General features: G+C 71.9%; 16 protein-coding genes. 4 read left to right on the top strand and 12 right to left on the bottom strand.

Annotation, left to right across the window (positions count from 1 at the left end):
* Positions 1–17: 17 nt before the first annotated feature.
* The 4 genes from D471_RS0106145 to D471_RS0106130 all read right to left on the bottom strand — a co-directional run bounded on the left by D471_RS0106145 (position 18) and on the right by D471_RS0106130 (position 6,068).
* The gene (locus D471_RS0106145) at positions 18–746 is read right to left on the bottom strand and encodes an alpha/beta hydrolase family protein (RefSeq protein ID WP_017597815.1); all 729 of its coding nucleotides are present in this window, start codon (positions 744–746) and stop codon (positions 18–20) included.
* 27 nt (positions 747–773) lie between these two features.
* Positions 774–3,137, bottom strand: a complete 2,364-nt coding sequence (locus D471_RS0106140; protein ID WP_017597814.1) for a bifunctional salicylyl-CoA 5-hydroxylase/oxidoreductase — start codon at positions 3,135–3,137, stop codon at positions 774–776.
* A 135-nt stretch (positions 3,138–3,272) separates the two neighbouring features.
* Positions 3,273–4,889 (bottom strand): AMP-binding protein, encoded by a 1,617-nt coding sequence (locus tag D471_RS0106135; protein WP_017597813.1) that lies wholly within the window; start codon positions 4,887–4,889, stop codon positions 3,273–3,275.
* Between the two features lie 21 nt (positions 4,890–4,910).
* Positions 4,911–6,068, bottom strand: a complete 1,158-nt coding sequence (locus D471_RS0106130) for an acyl-CoA dehydrogenase family protein (RefSeq protein WP_017597812.1) — start codon at positions 6,066–6,068, stop codon at positions 4,911–4,913.
* Between the two features lie 156 nt (positions 6,069–6,224).
* On the opposite strand from D471_RS0106130, the gene D471_RS0106125 reads away from it, so the two are divergent.
* The gene (locus D471_RS0106125; RefSeq protein WP_017597811.1) at positions 6,225–7,115 is read left to right on the top strand and encodes a PaaX family transcriptional regulator; all 891 of its coding nucleotides are present in this window, start codon (positions 6,225–6,227) and stop codon (positions 7,113–7,115) included.
* Here the strand turns inward: D471_RS0106125 and D471_RS0106120 are convergent.
* From D471_RS0106120 to D471_RS0106100, 5 genes are all read right to left on the bottom strand, one after another.
* On the bottom strand, positions 7,105–7,542 hold the full coding sequence (locus tag D471_RS0106120) for a RidA family protein (RefSeq protein WP_017597810.1): 438 nt from the start codon (positions 7,540–7,542) through the stop codon (positions 7,105–7,107). The genes D471_RS0106125 and D471_RS0106120 overlap by 11 nt on opposite strands.
* On the bottom strand, positions 7,542–8,369 hold the full coding sequence (locus D471_RS0106115; RefSeq protein WP_017597809.1) for an enoyl-CoA hydratase family protein: 828 nt from the start codon (positions 8,367–8,369) through the stop codon (positions 7,542–7,544). The genes D471_RS0106120 and D471_RS0106115 overlap by 1 nt, the downstream gene beginning before the upstream one ends.
* Positions 8,366–9,130, bottom strand: a complete 765-nt coding sequence (locus D471_RS0106110; protein WP_017597808.1) for an SDR family NAD(P)-dependent oxidoreductase — start codon at positions 9,128–9,130, stop codon at positions 8,366–8,368. The genes D471_RS0106115 and D471_RS0106110 overlap by 4 nt, the downstream gene beginning before the upstream one ends.
* 152 nt (positions 9,131–9,282) lie before the next feature.
* Entirely contained in the window at positions 9,283–10,254 is a 972-nt protein-coding gene (locus D471_RS0106105) for a hypothetical protein (protein WP_017597807.1), read from the bottom strand.
* A 288-nt stretch (positions 10,255–10,542) separates the two neighbouring features.
* Positions 10,543–11,817: a glutamate-5-semialdehyde dehydrogenase gene (locus tag D471_RS0106100; RefSeq protein WP_017597806.1), complete on the bottom strand. Its 1,275-nt coding sequence runs from the start codon at positions 11,815–11,817 to the stop codon at positions 10,543–10,545.
* A 605-nt stretch (positions 11,818–12,422) separates the two neighbouring features.
* On the opposite strand from D471_RS0106100, the gene D471_RS0106095 reads away from it, so the two are divergent.
* The 3 genes from D471_RS0106095 (at position 12,423) to D471_RS0106085 (ending at position 15,269) form a co-directional block, all read left to right on the top strand.
* Positions 12,423–13,631, top strand: coding sequence for a phenylacetate--CoA ligase family protein (locus D471_RS0106095; RefSeq protein ID WP_017597805.1), 1,209 nt, complete (start codon positions 12,423–12,425; stop codon positions 13,629–13,631).
* A 92-nt stretch (positions 13,632–13,723) separates the two neighbouring features.
* Complete coding sequence (locus tag D471_RS0106090) at positions 13,724–14,689, top strand: aldo/keto reductase (protein ID WP_017597804.1); 966 nt, start codon at positions 13,724–13,726, stop codon at positions 14,687–14,689.
* A 115-nt stretch (positions 14,690–14,804) separates the two neighbouring features.
* Positions 14,805–15,269: a MarR family winged helix-turn-helix transcriptional regulator gene (locus D471_RS0106085; RefSeq protein WP_017597803.1), complete on the top strand. Its 465-nt coding sequence runs from the start codon at positions 14,805–14,807 to the stop codon at positions 15,267–15,269.
* A 65-nt stretch (positions 15,270–15,334) separates the two neighbouring features.
* Here D471_RS0106085 and D471_RS39050 read toward each other — a convergent pair whose 3' ends face one another.
* The 3 genes from D471_RS39050 to D471_RS33250 form a co-directional block, all read right to left on the bottom strand.
* Complete coding sequence (locus tag D471_RS39050; RefSeq protein WP_017597802.1) at positions 15,335–15,568, bottom strand: hypothetical protein; 234 nt, start codon at positions 15,566–15,568, stop codon at positions 15,335–15,337.
* A 125-nt stretch (positions 15,569–15,693) separates the two neighbouring features.
* A complete protein-coding gene (locus tag D471_RS0106075; RefSeq protein ID WP_017597801.1) occupies positions 15,694–17,253 on the bottom strand; it encodes an acyl-CoA carboxylase subunit beta in 1,560 nt (519 codons plus the stop codon).
* Positions 17,253–18,042 (bottom strand): 3-oxoacyl-ACP synthase III family protein (locus D471_RS33250; protein ID WP_017597800.1); only part of this gene is annotated, 790 nt, incomplete at its 5' end. The genes D471_RS0106075 and D471_RS33250, both read right to left, overlap by 1 nt.

Raw genomic sequence — 18,042 nt, 5'->3', positions numbered from 1 at the left:
GGTCGGCCCGGGAGCGCTCAGCGCCGGTCGAGGCGGTCGCGGACCGCACCCCAGGCGGGGTGCGCGGGGTCGATGACCGCGAAGTGGTCGGCCCCGGCCACCTCCCGGTAGTCCACCGCGTCCCCGGCCGCGCGGGCCGCCGCCACGTAGTCGCGGCTGTGCGCCACCGGGACCCGGTCGTCCGCGTCGCCGTGCACGACCAGCTGGGGCACCCCGACAGGAAGCCGGTGGCGGGGTGAGGTGGTCTCGTACAGCCACGGGTCGGGATCGGGGCCCAGGAACGGTTCGACCGCGCCCTCGCCCAGCCCCGCGTCGGCGCAGCGCCGCAGGTCGGTGATCGGGGCGAGCGCCACCACGTCGGTGACGGGGGAGTCCACCGCGGTGAGCAGGGCCAGGTGCCCGCCCGCCGAGTGCCCCACCGACGCCACCCGGGAGGCGTCCAGCGCGCCGTCCTCCCGGTCGATGGTCTCCGCGAGCAGCTCCAGCGCGCGGGCGACGTCGTCGCGGGTGCGCGGCCACCCTCCCCCGTCGGCCCCCGTGCGCCGGTACTCCACGTTCCACACGTCCCACCCGGCGGCGCCCAGGTCCCGGGCCAGCGGCTCCATGAGACGGGCGTCGTGCAGGTCGCGCCACCATCCTCCGTGCAGCAGTACCGCGACCGGCGCGGGCCGGTCGGCTCCGTCGGCGGGGGCCCACCGGTGGACGGTCTGGCTGGGGTGCTCCCCGTAGGTGAGGGTCGTCGGCACGGGCCTCTCCATCGTCGTGGACGGGCGTCATCGGCCGGGGCGCCAGCGCCGGTGGCGGGTGGCGTCGGCTCCTGGGGAACGTAGCAGGTCGAGTCGGGGGCGGGGGCCGTCGGTGCGGCCCGTGGGCGGTTTCCGGCTACCCGCCCGGAAGGGAGGCGGCCAGGTCGCGCCGGGGCCCTCATACCCCTGGTCGGCGGCGGCGTGCAGTGTCCAGTGCGGGTCGTACAGATGGGGTCGTCCCAGAGCGCACAGGTCGGCGCGACCGGCCAGGATGGTGGAGTTGACGTCGTCGTGGGAGGAGATCGCCCCCACCGCGATGACGGGGACCCCGGTCTCCCGGCGGATGCGTTCGGCGAAGGGCACCTGGTAGCTGCGGCCGCGCGCGGGCCGTTCGTCGGGGGTGACCTGTCCGGTGGAGACGTCGATGGCGTCGGCCCCGGCGGCGGCCAGGGCGCGGGCGACCTCCACGGCGTCGTCGGCGGTGGTGCCGCCCTCCACCCAGTCGGTGGCGGAGATCCGCACGGTGAGGGGTTTGTGGTCGGGCCACGCCGCCCGGACCGCGGTGAGCACCTCCAGGGGGTAGCGCAGACGGGCGGCCAGGTCCCCGCCGTAGGCGTCGGTGCGGCGGTTGGTGACCGGGGACAGGAAGCCGGACAGCAGGTACCCGTGGGCGCAGTGCAGCTCCAGCAGGTCGAACCCGGCCCGGTCGGCGGCGAGCGCGGCGGCGACGAAATCGTCGCGGATCGAGGCCATGGCGGCGGCGTCGAGTTCGCGGGGGACCTGGTTGACGCCCTCCCGGTACGGGATCGGGGACGGCGCGACGATCGGCCAGTTGCCCTCCGGGAGCGGTTCGTCCATCCCCTCCCACATGCGCCGGGTGGACCCCTTGCGTCCGGAGTGGCCGAGCTGGACGCCGACACGCGCTCCGCTGTGAGCGTGCACGAAGTCGGTGACCCGGCGCCAGGCGGTCTCGTGTTCGGTCCGGTACAGGCCGGCGCAACCGGGGGTGATGCGCCCCTCGGCCGACACGCACACCATCTCCGTCATGACCAGTCCGGCGCCGCCGAGGGCCTTGCCGCCGAGGTGGACCAGATGGAAGTCCTGCGGGGTGCCGTCCACGGCGGAGTACACGTCCATGGCCGAGACCACCACCCGGTTGGCCAGTTCCAGTCCGCCCAGGCGGAAGGGGTGGAACATGGGCGGGCGGGGTGCGACGGGGGCGGCGCCGGCGCGGTCGGCGAACCACGCGTCCACCTCGGCGACGAACTCGGGGTCGCGCAGGCGCAGGTTGTCGTAGGTGACCCGGCGACTGCGGGTGAGCAGGTCGAAGGCGAACTGGACGGGCTCCTGTCCGACGTGGCGGCCGATGCCCTCGAACCACTCCATGCTGGCCTGGGCCGCGCGCTGGGTACTGGCCACGACGGGTCCGCGCTCGGTCTCGTAGGCGGCCAGGGCGGAGGGGACGGTGGGGTTCTCGTGCAGGCAGGCGGCCAGGGCCAGGGCGTCCTCCATGGCGAGCTTGGTGCCCGACCCGATGGAGAAGTGCGCGGTGTGCGCGGCGTCGCCGAGGAGGACGACGTTGCCGTGGTGCCAGGAGCGGTTGCGCACCGTGGTGAACCGCTGCCACCGGGAGTTGTTGGGCAGCAGGCGGCCGCCGTCGAGGACGTCGGCGAAGAGCGTCGAGCAGCGGGCGATGCTCTCGGTGTCGCTGCGGCCGGGTCGGGGGTCGCAGCGCTCGGCGAGGTCGGCGAAACCGGCCGCCCGCCACACGTCCTCGTGCGTCTCCACCAGGAACGTGCTGGCGTCGGCGGAGTAGGGGTAGCAGTGCAGCTGCATGACGCCGTGGGGGGTCTCCAGGACGTGGAACCGGAAGGCGTCGAACACCCGGTCGGTGCCCAACCACATGAACCGGTTGCGGCCGTGTTCCAGGGTGGTGCCGAAGGCGTCGGCGTAGGCGGCGCGGGTGCGGCTGTGCGCCCCGTCGGCGGCCACCACCACATCGTGGGCGGCGGCCAGCTCGTCGGCGGGTGGGGCGTGGACGCCGGTCCGCACGCGCACGCCGAGCTCGGCGCAGCGTTCGCGCAGGATCCTCAGCAGGGTCCGGCGGCCGATCGCGGAGAACCCGTGGCCGCCCGAGGTGACGACGGCGCCCCGGTGGTGGACGTCGATGTCGTCCCAGCGGGCGGACTCGGCGGCCAGGGCCGCGTACACGTGGGGGTCGGCGTGTTCGATTCCGCCGAGGGTCTCGTCGGAGAGCACCACCCCGAAGCCGTAGGTGGCGTCGGCCGGGTCGCGTTCGTACACGGTGATCTCGTGGCCGACGTCGAGCTGCTTGGCCAGGGCGGCGAAGTAGAGTCCTCCGGGGCCCGCCCCGACACACGCGATGCGCATGGGGTCCGCCTTCCTGTCAGTGGTCGCGTTCGCCCTGTTCGGAGCTGCCGGGGCAGGTGCCTGTCAGGGCCCGTGCCGTGGAATGCTCGCCCGGGCACGGTCCGGAGCGAGGCGGAAGGGCCCGGAGAACACCGCCTAGCGCAGCCGGAACCGCTGGAGCTTTCCGGTGGCGGTCCGGGGTAGGACCGGGCGGAACTCGATGGAGCGCGGGGTCTTGTACGGGGAGATGCGTGATCGCACGTACTCGCGGAGCCGCTCCGCGCGGTCCTCGTCGGGGGTGAGGCCGTCGCGCAGCACGACGTAGGCGCGCACGACCTGGCCCCGGTCGGGGTCGGGTACGCCCACGACCGCCGTCTCCTCCACGTCCGGGGAGGTGAGCAGGGCCTCCTCGACCTCGGCCGGGGCGACGTTGTACCCGGCGGTGACGATCATGTCGTCGCTGCGCGCCCGATACCACAGGTAGCCGTCCGCGTCGCGGACGTAGGTGTCTCCGGTGAGGTTCCAGCCGTCGCGGACGTAGTCGCGCTGGCGGTCGTCGTCGAGGTAGCGGCAGCCGACCGGGCCGCGCACGGCCAGGTGTCCGGGCCGCCCGTCGGGTACGGGTCGGCCGTCGTCGTCGAGCACGACCGCCTCGAACCCGGGAACCGGTCGCCCGGTGGAGCCGGGGCGTGTGTGCTCGTCGGTGGAGGAGACGAAGATGTGCAGCATCTCGGTGGCGCCGATCCCGTCGAGCATGCGCAACCCGGTGGCCTCGTGCCAGGCGTGCCAGGTGGCGGCGGGCAGGTGCTCTCCGGCGGAGACGCAGCGCCGCAGCCGCGAAAGGTCGTGGCCGTCGAGCCGCCCGAGCATGGCGCGATAGGCGGTGGGGGCGGTGAACAGGACGCTCACGCCGTGCTCGGCGACGGCGCCGAGCAGGGCCCCGGGGTGGGGCCGTTCCAACAGGACCGAGGAGGCGCCCGCGCGCAGGGGGAAGATCAACAGGCCGCCGAGCCCGAACGTGAAACCGAACGGCGGACTGCCAGTGAACACGTCGTCGGGGGTGGGCCGGAGCACGTGCGCGGAGTAGGTGTCGGCGACGGCGAGGACGTCGCGGTGGAAGTGGACGCAGCCCTTGGGGGTGCCGGTGGTCCCGGAGGTGTAGGCGATCATGCACGCGTCGTCGGCCGCCACGCGCACGGGGGCGAACCCGGCCGGTCGGGCGGCGGCGCGTGCGGTGAGGTCCTCGGATCCCGCTCCCCCGTAGGCGATCACGTGCGGAGTGGACGCCATCACGGCCGCGGCGGCGGCCAGGTCGTCGAGGAAGCGGGCGTCGCACAGTGCGTGGGTGACGCGGGCGGAGCGCATGACGGCGGCGAGTTCGTCGGTGCGCAGGACCGGCAGGACGGTGACGACCACTCCCCCGGCCCGCAGGATCCCCAGCCAGCAGGCGGCCGTCCAGGGGGAGTTGGGGCCGCGCAGCAGGACCCTCTGCCCCGGAACCAGGCCGGTGTCCTCGACCAGGACGCGCGCCACCCGGTCGGCCCGGTCGCGCAGGGCGCCGTAGGTGAGGCTCTCGTGTTCTCCGACGAGGCAGGGGCGATCGGCCCCGTGGGTGGCGATGGTCCCGTCCAGGAGCTCCTCGGCGCAGTTGATCCGGTCGGGATAGCGCGGCGCGGGCGGATCGAGGACGAGTTCGGGCCACTGCTCGGGCGGCGGGAGGTGGTCGCGGGTGAAGGTGTCGACGTGGCCGGTGGGTGACAGGGTCGGCGGCATGGGGACCTCCGCGGTCAGGGCCTACGAGGTGGGTGGGGTGCCCGGGATCGGGGGCAGGTGGCGGGCGATGATCTGGCGCTGGACCTCCGAGGCGCCCTCGTAGACGCGCGGTGCGCGGACCTCCCGGTACAGGCGCTCCAGGAGGTGGCCGCGGCGCAGTGCGCGCGCGCCGTGCAGCTGCACGGCGGCGTCCACCACGTACTGGGCGGTCTCGGTGGCCAGCAGCTTGGCCATGGCGGCCCTGAGAGTGACCGCGTCGCCGCCGGTGTCGTACTCCTCGGCCGCCGCGTAGACGAGGAGGCGGGCGGCCTCGACCCGGGTGGCCATCTCGGCGAGGGTGTGGGCGACGGTCTGGAGGCGGTCGAGGGGCGCGCCGAAGGCGTGGCGGCCGCGTGTGTGCTCTCGGGCGGCGGCCAGAGCGGCGTCGGCCATCCCGACCGCGAACGCCCCGACGCTGGGGCGGAAGAGGTCGAGGGTGCGCATGGCGACGGAGAACCCCTCGTCGGGACGGCCCACCACGTCGTCGGCGCCGACGGGGACGCCGTCGAGGACCAGGTGGCCCAGAGCGTGCTCGGAGAGCATCTCCAGCGAGGATCCGGTGAGGCCGGGGCGGTCGGCCGGGACGAGGAAGGCGGTGACGCCCCGGGCTCGGGCACCGGGGGCGGTGCGGGCGAAGAGGGTGTAGAAGTCGGCGTCGGGGGCGTTGGAGATCCAGGTCTTCTCACCGTGCAGGCGCCAGCCGCCGCCGTCCGGTTCGGCGCGCAGCGCGAGCGCGGCGGCGTCGGAGCCCGCGCCGGGCTCGGTGAGCGCGAAGGCGGCCACGGCCTCGCCCGCGGCGACGGCGGGGATCCAGCGGCGTCGCTGGGCGGCGGTGCCGGACTGGAGGAGGGGGTAGGCGCCCAGGCCCTGGAGGGCGAGGGCGGTCTCGGCGTGGGTGTCCACGCGCGCCAGGCGCTCCCGGAGCAGGCACAGGCGGGTGGCGGGAGCCTCGCGGAGGGGGCCGCCGTCGTGGGCGCCGGGGAACAGGGCGGGGAGCAGGCCCAGGTCGCGGAGGCGGCGGAGCAGCGGTCGGTCGACTCGACCCACCGGTTCCCCTGGCGGGGTGGCGGCGAGCTCCGCGGCGCGCTCCCCCACCCAGTCGGCGAACGCGCGGTCAGCGTCGTTCAGAGCGAACCCCATGGGCGACCTCGACTCGGATAGTGATCCATCCCACGTTCCGAATGTACAGGACTGGCGACGACCGTCAAGAGATCGATATGAAGCTCTCTGCCGACCCTGCCCTTGCCTCGGCGTGAGAACGGGTGATGGGAGGACTCACGAAAGAGGCACTATCGTGTGGACGTGACGGAGAGCAGTGAACAGACACACGTGTCCCCCGAAGGCGGAGACGGCGACGGACGGGTCAGCCGACGGCCGCGCTCGCTCATCGTGTCGTTCTTCGGCACCTACGCCCGCGACCTCGGCGGATGGATCGGTGTGGCCGACCTCATCGCGCTCATGGCCGGCCCCGGCGTCGACGCGCCCTCCGTGCGCTCGGCGGTCTCCCGACTCAAACGGCGCGGCCTGCTCGTCTCCGAGCGGATCGGCGGAGTGGCCGGCTACCGCCTGTCCGAGGAGGGGCATCGGGTCCTGGCCGAGGGCGACCAGCGCATCTTCGGGCACCGGGTCGCCCGGACCGACGACGGTTGGGTGCTCGTGGTCTTCTCCGTCCCCGAGTCCCAACGCGACCGCCGCCACGCCCTGCGTACCGCGCTCACCCGACTCGGTTTCGGGACCACCGCCGCCGGGGTGTGGATCGCCCCGGCGCACCTGACCGACCAGGCCCGCCGTGTCCTTCGCGGTCTCGGTCTGGAGGGGTACGTGGATCTCTTCCACGCCGACCACCTCGGTTTCGGCGATCCGACCGAGGCCGTGGCACGCTGGTGGGACCTGCCCGCGCTCCAGGAGATGTACCGGCGCTTCCTGACCGAGCACGAACCCGTGCTGGAGGCGTGGCGGCGCCGCGGCGGCCGCGCGGGGACACCCGAACCGGGCCCGGCGGCGTTCGCCGACCACCTGCGCGCGGTGGACGCCTGGCGGCGGATGCCCTACCTCGACCCCGGGCTGCCGCCGGAGCTGCTGCCGGACCCGTGGGCGGGCAGCAGGGCGGCGCGAGTCTTCTTCGACCTGCACACCCTGCTGCGCGCCCCGGCTCTGGAGCACGTCCGCGCCACCGTCAGGGGGTAGCGGGCTCGGGGACGACCCCGACGCCGACCAGCTCCACCAGGGCGTCGGGGTCGAACAGCCCGGTCACGCCGAACAGGGCCATCGCCGGGTAGTGGCGGCCCAGACGGCCCCGGTAGGCGCGGCCGATCTCCCGGGCGGCGGCGCGGTAACCCGCCACGTCCGTGGTGTAGACGGTCAGGTTGACCAGGTGTTCGGGGGAACCACCCGCGGCGCCCAGCGCGGTCAGGACGTTGGCCAGTGCGAGGTCGAACTGGGCGACCAGCCCCTCGGCGGCCACCCTCGCGTCGGGGCCGGTGGCGATCTGCCCGGCCAGGTACACGGTCCGGCCCCGTGCGGGGACCACGGCGTGGGCGAAACCGGAGCCCGCTCCCAGCTCAGGCGGATCGACCAGGGCGTGGGGTGTCGGAGGAATGCGTGCGTCCGCCATCAGCGGCCCTTCCACTCGGGTGCGCGCCGACCGGTGAACGCCGCGTGGAACTCGGCGTAGTCGGCGCTCTTCATCAGCAGCGCCTGGGTCATCGCCTCCAGCTCGACCGAACCCGACAGGTTCATGTCCAGTTCACGCGAGAGCAGCGCCTTGGTCTGCGCGTGGGCGAACGCCGGCCCCTCCGCCAGCCGGGCGGCCAGCGCCGACACCGCGGTGTCCAGCGCGCCGTCGTCCACGAGCTCGCTGACCAGTCCGCAGCGGTCCGCCTCCTCCGCGCCGACGGTGTCGCCGAGCATGAGGAGTTTGGTGGCGTGACCGAGGCCGACGACGCGCGGCAGCAGGTAGGCGGCGCCCATGTCCGCCCCGGCCAGGCCGACCTTGGTGAACAGGAACGCGAACCGGGCCGACCGCGTCACCACCCGGAAGTCGGCGGCCAACGCCAGTACCGACCCGGCGCCCGCGGCCGTGCCGTGGACGGCGGCGATGATCGGCACCGGACACTCCCGCATCGCCTTGACCACCTCACCCGTCATCCGGGTGAAGGCGAGCAGGTCGTCGGGGTCCATCGCCAGGGTGCGCCCGATGATCTCGTGGACGTCCCCTCCCGAGCAGAAACCCCGGCCCCTGCCGCGCAGCACGAGGGCCCGGGTGTCGCCCCGGTGGGGCAGTTCGGTCAGGAGATCGCGCAGGTCGGCGTAGGACTCGAAGGTGAGGGCGTTGAGCCGGTCGGGGCGGTCCAGGGTCACGGTGGTGACCCCGTCGGCGTGGTGGACGTCGAAGTGGTTCCAGTCCTCGGTCAGGGGGGCGGACGCGCGGAACGGGCTCACGTGTGGGTTCCTCCTCCGTCGATGGTCAGGGACTGGCCGTTGACCGCGCGCGCCAGGGGGCTGGCGAAGTAGGACACGGCGGCGGCCACCTCCTCGGGTTCCAGGAGTCGGCCGAGGGGTGAGGCCGAGGCCAGGGCGGCCTCGGCGTGGTCCCGGTCGCGGCCGGTCCGCTCGACGATCCGCGCCACCGAGCGGTCGGTCAGGGGGCCGCGGACGAACGTGGGGCACACCGCGTTGCTGGTGACCCCGGTCCCGGCCACCTCGGCGGCCACGGCACGGGCCAGCCCGATCATGGCGTGCTTGGAGGCGGTGTAGGCGGTCGTGTAGCGGGTGCCCACCAGGGCCGCGGTGGAGGCGACGAAGACGATGCGGCCGTGGTCGCGTTCGAGCATGCCCGGCAGGAGGGCGCGGGTCATGAGGAAGGCCGAGGTGGCGTTGGTCCGCAGGTGGCTCTCCCACAGGTCGAGCCCGGTGCCGCGCAACGGCGCGGGCGCGGCCGTCCCCGCGTTGTTGACCAGGACGTCGACGGGGCCGAGGGCTCCGGCGGTCGTGGCGACGGCGGCCTCGTCGGTCACGTCGCAGACCCGTGCGGTGACGTCGAGTCCGTGTGCGCGGCTCTCTCGCTCCAGTGCCGCGAGCCGACCGGAGTCCCGGCCGAGGGCGACCACCCGGTATCCCTCCGCGGCGAGCGCGCACACGACCGCTCGTCCGATACCGCCCGATCCACCGGTGACCACGACACGCCGCACGGAGTCAGCCATGGGTGGACTGTATCACCCAACTTTGACCGTCGTCATTAGGACGACATACCGTGATAGCACACACAACACCCCGAACCACCCCGCGCACGCGAAGCGGCGCCGACGGGAGGACCGTCGGCGCCGCCGGGAGCGCACCCCGGGGGCACAGCCTCCTAGAAGGCGGGACCCGCGGCCATGGCCTCGTCGATCGTCTCGGTACGGGCCTCCTCGACCTGCTCGACCAGGCCCTCCTCGTGGGCCTCGAACTCCTCCGTCACGGCGGCGGCGAAGGAGCGCAGCGCGACCTCCTCGGTCAGGATGTCGCCGCGAACGCGGTTGTTGTCGCCGACCTGGGCGACGGGCTGGTTGTCGGACGTGGACAGGTCACCGCCGACGATGTTGTTGTCCACGTACACGCCGCCGGTCACACCGGTGACGGTGAGGTCCCCGTCGACGTAGTTGAGCGACTCGCAAAAGCCCTCCTGCTCACCCGCGCCGACCGCGACCGGGCCGCCACCGCCGGAGTAGGTGGCCGCGCCCAGCACCTCGCTGTCGCACAGGATGCCGCCGCCGGCGGAACCGGTGACGGACAGGTCGCCGCGGACGGCGGTGTCGTACACGTCGACGTACTCGGTGCCGTCGGCGCTGACGTCGCCGCCGATGCGGGAACCGCTGACGTAGACCTCGCCCACCTCAGAGTCGAGGCCCTCGACCGAGGAGTCCACGACGAAGACGAAGCCGTCGGTGCTGCCGCCCTCGGCGGGAACCGCGCTCACCCCGGCGCCACTGGTGCTCTCCTCCAGGTGGGTACCGAAGGAGCCGTTGTTGACGACGCTGTCACCCAGGGTGGTGCTGGAGGCGTCGAAGTAGCCGTTGCCCTGGACGGTCACCTCTCCCTCGATCTCACCGCCGATGATGTGCAGGTTGGCGTCCGCGCGAACGGTGACGTCGCCCTGGATGACCGTGCCGTCCAGGTAGCAGCTCTCCCCCTCGGGGACCGCGAGGTCGGTCGGGAGGGTGACCGCACCGCCGTGACCCGAGCACAGGGTGACGAGGTCAGCCTGCGCGGGGGTGGCGACGAGCGCGACCCCGCCGACGGCGAGGGAGGCGGTGGCGAGCGCCGCAGCCTTACTCGGAAGCTTCATTCGGGGGTGTTCCTTTCATCGTGACCATGGGGGCGGCGTTCCGAAGGGCGGAGCGCCGGGACACACGCAGGAACGTACCGATACCTAGGCGATTTGGGAATACTTCTGAGGCGAATAATCTCGTTTGTCTAGGTTTCGACCAGGGAAACTGCACATGCATCAAGCATTCATGGGACCCTCCTGTGGCATATGCGACACATGGTGTGTTTGTGTAGTTTGGCGTCCCCTGACACACGACGGGGTCGCCGGGCATGCCCGGCGACCCCGCGTGGAAAGATCCTATGACTCCTACTTCAGGTGTCCGTCGCCCGTCACAACGTACTTGGTCGACGTCATCTCCGTGAGCCCCATCGGCCCCCTGGCGTGCAGTTTCTGGGTGGAGATACCGATCTCCGCGCCGAATCCGAACTCACCGCCGTCGGTGAAACGGGTGGAGGCGTTCACCATGACCGCGGCCGAGTCGACCCGGGACACGAAATACCGGGACGCGGAGAGCGAGTCGGTGACGATGGCCTCCGTGTGCCGGGTGGAGTACCGCCGAATGTGGGCCAGGGCGTCGTCGATGGTGGGGACCACGCGTACGGCCAGGTCCATGGACAGGTACTCGGTGGCCCAGTCCTCCTCGGTGGCCTCGACCACCGTCGCCGAACCGCCCGCGGCCTGGGACACGGCCAACACGCGGGCGTCGCCGTGCACAGTGACGCCGGCCTCGGCGAGGGAATCCAGCACCCGGGGCAGGAACGTGTCCGCGACCGCTTCGTGCACGAGCAGCGTCTCGGCCGCGTTGCACACCGAGCAGCGCTGCGCCTTGGCGTTGGTGGCGATCGCGACCGCCTTGTCGAGGTCGGCGTCCTCGTCCACGTACACGTGGCACAGGCCCTCCCCCGTCTCGATCACCGGGACCGTGGAGTCGCGCACGACCGCCTGGATCAGCGAGTTGCCCCCGCGCGGGATGAGGACGTCGACCAGTCCCCGCGCCCGCATGAGCGCGGTGGAGGACTCGCGGGTGCGACCAGGCACCATCTGCACGGCGTCGACCGGGACACCGGTCCCCTCCAGCGCCTCGCGCATGATCGAGACGAGGGCGGCGTTGGAGGAGTAGGCGGAGGAGGAACCGCGCAACAGGGCGGCGTTTCCGCTCTTGAGGCACAGCGCGGCGGCGTCGACCGTGACGTTGGGCCGCCCCTCGTAGATGATGCCGATGACACCGAGCGGCACCCGGATCTGACGCAGGTCCAGGCCGTTCGGCAGCACACCGCCACGCACCGACTCCCCGACCGGGTCGGGCAGCTCGACGATCTGGCGCACGGCGTCGGCGACGGCCTCGATCCGCTGGGGGGTCAGGGTGAGGCGATCGACGAAGGCCGGCGTGGTCCCCTCGCTCCGCGCACGCTCCACGTCCTCGGCGTTGGCGGCGGTGATCTCGTCGCTCCTCTTGACGAGGGCGTCGGCGATGGCGAGGAGGGCGGCGTCCTTCACGGCCCGGCTGAGCGGGGCGAGGTCGACCGCCGCGTCCCCGGCACGTTCGGCCACCGCGTGGACCTCGCGCTCGATGTCACTCATGGGTGCTCTCTCTTGTGGTCGGGAGGCGCCCCCGCGCGCCGGCGGCACGGCATGCCGCGCACGGCGTCGCACCAGGGCGTCGGTTTCCAGGGTATATGCCGCCGATCAACCCCGCCCGGCACCCCGCACGTGCGCCGAGGCCGCTTCCTGGCCCGTGGCCAGTTCAACCCCGAAGTGACCTCCAGGACACATTCCATTTCCTTCTGGTTACCTCATGGTATTGAAAGCCCATGTGACCAACCTCACAACCTTGAAAATGATCTTGAACCCTTCCGGGCACCGCCCCCGACAAGAACTGATAACCATACGCATTCACCCGATCACAAATAAAGAGACTTTACCCTGGCCGGTTGTCGTAGGAACCTGCTTTACTGTTCGAGTGACACCGACCCCAACCCTGTCGGCCACCGAAGGGAACTTCCGGGAGTGTCCCCGGCAGTTCTAGTTCATTAACCGCACCGCAACCACTCCGGTCGGCCGCTTACGGCCACCTGAGAATAACTAGGAATGCGAGTACGAGAATGACAATAACTTCCGGGGCAGAGGAATCACATGACGAGGCCCGGTCTCTGTCCCATGCCCTGGCCCGCCTCTCCAGAATCCCGGTGGTCCGCGACAAGTACAGCGACTACGCCAGCCGGAGCCGTCCACCCCGCCTGACGGAACTGCCCACGCTGACCCGGGACGAACTGGGTGAGGCCACCGACGCCCTGATGAGGGACGCCCCGACCGCCCTGAACCGTGCCTCGCTGCACATCATGGGCGGGACGACCTCGACGATGCGCATGGGGGCGCTGCCGGCCGACCTGTACCTCGACGAGATCGCCCCGTACGTGAACCCGTTCGAGCCCGGCGACCTCCTCGCCAGCCTGACCACGCCCTTCCACATGCGGGCCTCGCACGACCTGCACACCGCCCTGGCCACCCGGGCGGGGGTGCCGACCCTGTCGATGGACGCGCCGACCGACACGATGATCGGCCCCTACCTCGACCTGTTCGAACAGCGGGGCGTGACCGCGCTGGCCACCACGCTCGACACCATCCGCCGCCTGCTCCGGTTCTGCGCCGCGGAGGGACGCGGCCTGGACTTCCTGAGCAAGGTGGTCTGGAGCGGCCCGGCGCTGGATTCCGACACCCGCGCGCTGATTCGGTCCCAGTTCCCCCACCTGCGCACCTGGGCGCTCTTCGGGTCGGCGGAGACCTGGATCATAGGGCACAGCGGCCCCACGTGCTCCGACGACACCCTCCATCTGCTCCCGCACCAGTACACGGAGATCGACGACGGCCGGATGCTCGTGACGGTGACGCACGAGAAGGCGGTGATCCCCCTGCTCAGGTACGACACCGGGATCTCGGCGGAGTGGACGCGCTGCGAGTGCGGCCTGCCCGGCCAGGCGATCCGAACGCACAACCGCATCGACGCGCCCCTGGGACGGCTGACCCGGCTGGTCTCCCCGCTCGAGCTGGTGACGCTCGCGCGTCAGCTGGACTCGGTGGACCAGGCCCAGGTCGTGGTGGTGGACCCGCACACCGAGGACGAGCGGCTGCACCTGCGGGTCCGGCTGGTGCCGGGGGTCGAGCCCGACCTGTACACCAGCGAGTGGATCCGGCACCACGTGGTCTCCGGCTGCCTGGCCCTGTCCTCGATCACGGACGGAGCGCCCGAGGTGTTCGAGGTCGTTCCGGCCCCCCGTCTCCTGTTCACGTGCCTGGGCGACGGCGCTCCCGCGGTGGTCCTCCGCCAAGGACAGAGATATGTAGTTCCATCGACACCTGCGATTAATAAGAATACTTATGATAGATTGATTACGTAGATTCAGGAGGGGCGAGCGCCGCCCGTCGCCCCCCCACAGGCGGCGAGCCACTCCTGGGTCGTGCCGATCGATCCCGACCACAGGAGTGCGCAATGCGGACCGTCCCGCTGACCGCCAACGGCCCCACCGTGTCCGCCCAGGGACTCGGGTGCATGGGCATGAGTGAGTTCTACGGCCCCGGCGACGACACGGAGTCCATCGCGACCCTCCATCACGCCCTCGACCTCGGTGTCACGTTCCTGGACACGGCCGACATGTACGGCCACGGAGCCAACGAGGAACTCGTCGGCAAGGTCGTTCGCGAGCGGCGCGACGAGGTCGTCCTCGCCACCAAGTTCGCGATCGTCCGCGACCGGGACACCGGAGAGCGCACGATCCGGGGCGACGCCGAGTACGTACGGTCCGCCTGTGACGCGAGTCTGCGCCGTCTGGGGCTGGACACGATCGACCTCTACTACATGCACCGCCGTGACCCCGGTGTGCCCGTCGAGGAGACCGTGGGGGCGATGGCGGAGCTGGTGGCCGAGGGCAAGGTCCGCCACCTGGGACTCTCCGAGGTGAGCGCCGAGGAGATCCGTCAGGCCCAGGCCGTCCACCCGATCGCCGCCGTCCAGACCGAGTACTCGCTGTGGACCCGGCACGTGGAGGACGAGGGGATCCTGGCGGCCTGCCGGGACCTGGGCATCGGCTTCGTCCCCTACTCCCCCCTCGGGCGCGGCTTCCTCACCGGGAAGTTCACCTCCACGGAGGGGCTGGCCGAGAACGACTTCCGCCGGGGACAGCCGCGGTTCTCCAAGGAGAACTCCACCCGGAACCGGGAGCTGCTCGCCGTCGTGGAGCGGATCGCCGAGGCGCACGGCGCGACCCCCGGCCAGGTGGCCCTCGCCTGGGTGCACGCCCAGGCCTCGACGTGGGGTCTACCGGTCGTGCCGATCCCAGGCACCAAGCGACGCGGCCGCCTGGACGAGAACGTGCGGGGCGCCGAGCTGTCCCTCACCCGGGAGGACCTGGACGCGCTCGACCCCATCGCCGCCGCGGTCGCGGGCGAGCGGTACTGAAAGCCCTCCCTCCGGGGCAGGTGTGCACACGCCTGCCCCGGGTATCGCCTTGGTGCCGGTTCCCGGAGGGACCGACGAGCACGGAGGGACAACTGCCCTGATATACGATTCGCAGATGACCCAGCTTCCCATGGACCAGCGGATCGGTCATCACCTGAAGCGCGCCGAGCAGGAGCTGATCGCGGCCAAGCACGCGGTGCTGCGTCAGTTCAACCTGTCCGTCCCGCAGTACACGGTACTTCTCGTGCTGTCGGAGGAACCCGGCCTGTCCGGCGCGATCCTCGCCCGGCGGTGCCTGGTGACCCCGCAGACGATGTCGTCCGTCCTCGCAACGCTCAGTCGGCGGGAGCTCATCGAGCGCAAACCGCACCCGCTGCACTCACACATCCTGGAGACCCGGCTCTCCGAGAGCGGTCACGCCCTGCTCAAGCAGGCGGACGAGGCGGCGGTCCGGGTCGAGACACGACTGAGCCAGGCCTTCACCAAGGCCGAGGAGGAGGAGTTCATCCGCTTCCTGGCCCGGTGCTCCGAGGCCTCCGCCGAGGCCCGCACCGAACTGGTGGACCTGAACGAGGCGTGACCCCGCGCCCCCGGGGTTCACAAAGCACCGTGTGCCGCGAACCCCGGCGAACGGCCCCGGAGGTGTCAGCCCCAGGAAAGCTCCGGCCCGGACTGCCAGGACCCGGCGGGCCGCGCTGGCCGCGGCGCCGGTCGGTGGCCCGCGCCGCCGGACCGCCGCCTCTGCTCCGCCCGGATGGTGGTCCGCAGCGCCTCGGTGAGCGCCCGCACCTCGTCCGGCGTCGGCCGCCCCCTCAGGATGTCCAGGATCAGGATGTTCTCGGCCACGAGGGCCTCCTCTGCCTGCGTCGTCTCACTCATACGGGTTCCCCTTCGAAAGGCCGTGGCCGGGCCGCCGTCGGCTGACCGCGGTGTCGGTGTGAGGGGGACGGGAAGGCGGGGTGTCCGCCGCGCCCCCGGACGGTGGGGGCGCGGCGGACACCCGGTCACATCGGCGGATTGCCGTGTTTGCGGCTGGGGCCCTCCGCGTGCTTGGCGCTGAGCGCCTCCAGCGATCCGGCCAGGACCTGCCGGGTCCGGGCCGGGTCGATCACGTCGTCGACCAGTCCGCGCTCGGCGGCGTAGAAGGGGTGCATGAGCTCCTCCTCGTACTGGCGGATCCGCTCCGCGCGGGTCGCCTCCGGATCGTCGGAGGCCGCGATCTCACGGCGGAAGACGACGTCGGCGGCGCCCTGGGCGCCCATGACCGCGATCTCGTTCGTGGGCCAGGCGTAGGACAGGTCAGCGCCGATGGACAACGAGTCCATGACGATGTAGGCGCCGCCGTAGGCCTTGCGCAGGATCACCTGGATCCGGGGCACGGTCGCGTCGCAGTACGCGTACAGCAGCTTCGCCCCGTGCCGGATGATCCCCTCGTGTTCCTGCTCCCTTCCGGGCAGGAAGCCCGGCACGTCGACGAAGGTCACGAGCGGGATGTTGAAGGCGTCGCACATCTGAACGAAACGGGCGCCCTTCTCGGAGGCGTCGATGTCCATCGCCCCGGCCAGGACCGAGGGCTGGTTGGCGACCACGCCCACGAGCCGGCCCCCGATGTGGGCGAGCCCGACCACGATGTTGGGCGCCCACCGCTCGTGGGTCTCGAAGAAGTCGCCGTCGTCGACGACCTCCCGGACCACGTCCCGCACGTCGTAGGACCTCCGGGTGTCGGCGGGCACGATGTCCACCAGCCCCTCCGAGACCCGGTCGACGGGGTCCTCGCTGTAGTAGGACGGGGCCACCTGCCGGTTGTTGGAGGGCAGCAGCGACAGCAGGAACCGCACATCGGCCAGGCACGACTCCTCGTCGTCGTAGACCATGCCCGCCGCGCCCGAGCGCAGGGCGTGCACGTCGGCCCCGCCCAAGCCGTCCGCGGTGATCTCCTCCCCGGTGACGGCCTGCACGACGTCGGGACCGGTGATGAACATCTGCGAGGTTCCGCGCACCATGAACACGAAGTCGGTGAGCGCGGGCGAGTAGACCGCCCCGCCGGCACACGGGCCGAGCATGACACTGATCTGCGGGACCACCCCCGAGGACCGGACGTTGCGCTGGAAGATCCCGCCGTACCCGGCGAGCGCGACCACGCCCTCCTGGATGCGGGCGCCCGCGCCGTCGTTGAGACCGACGATCGGGCACCCGGCCTTGAGCGCCATGTCCTGGATCTTGTGGATCTTCTGCGCGTGGGCCTCGCCGAGCGCTCCGCCGAACAGCCGGAAGTCGTGCGCGAACACGAACACCTGCCGGTCGTGCACACGCCCCCAACCAGTGACGACCCCGTCGGTGTGGGGGCGTCTGTCCGCCAACCCGAACCCGGTGGCCCGGTGCCGGCGCAGCGGCTCGACCTCGACGAAGGTGCCCTTGTCGAAGAGCAGGTCGATCCGTTCCCGGACGGTGAGCTTGCCCTTGTCGTGCTGGCGTCGGGTGGCGGCCTCGTCGCCCTCCCGGACCCGCTCGTGGAGCCGGGCCAGTTCCGTGACGCGCCGACGCGCGTCGCTGGAGGCGGACATCACACGGACGCGGAGGCCGGGGCCGCCGCGCCCAGGGGGACGGCCTGGTGGACGGGGGCCGGGGTCAGGGGGATCGGGCTCCACCGTACGAGGGCGAGACCCACGCTCATCCCTCCGCCGAACCCGGCGAGCAGGACGAGGTCGTCCTCCTGGAGCACCCCTGACCGGTGGACCGTGTCCAGGGCCACGGGGATCGACCCCGCCCCGGTGTTGCCCTGCGTGTCGACGGTGAGGTGCATGTGGGCGTAGTCGAGGCCGAGCGAGGGCCAGATGTCGGAGAGCATGGCTCCGTTCGCCTGGTGGGGGACGAAGTGGCGGACCTCGTCGCTGGCCACCCCCAGGCTCTCGAGTGTCCGGTGGATGGTCTCGGGCAGACGCCGGACGACGTAGTCGCGTACGCCCCGCCCCTCCATCTTGAAGAAGTGCTCTCCCCCGCCCAGGGTCGCCGCGGAGGCGGGCATCCGCGAGCCTCCCGCGGGAACCCGGATCAGGTCGTGGTGGTCGCCGTCGGTGCTCAGCTGGGCGCCCAGGACGCCGTCGCGGTCGTAGGCGGGCCCCAGGACGACGGCTCCCGCGCCGTCGCCGAACAGGGGGGCGGTCTTCCGGTCGCCGTAGTCGAGGATGCGGGAGTAGATGTCGCCCCCGATGACCAGCGCGTAGGCCTCGGCGTGGGGACGCAGCAGGTGCTCGGCCACAGAGAGGGCGTAGACGAACCCGCTGCACACGGAGTTCACGTCGAAGGCGGCGGCGCGGTGGGCGCCGAGCAGGTGCTGGGTGATGCTGGCCGTC

Origin of the sequence: Nocardiopsis lucentensis DSM 44048 (genome assembly GCF_000341125.1) — a bacterium.
GTDB lineage: Bacteria > Actinomycetota > Actinomycetes > Streptosporangiales > Streptosporangiaceae > Nocardiopsis > Nocardiopsis lucentensis.
This window is presented reverse-complemented; position numbering and strand designations above follow the sequence as displayed.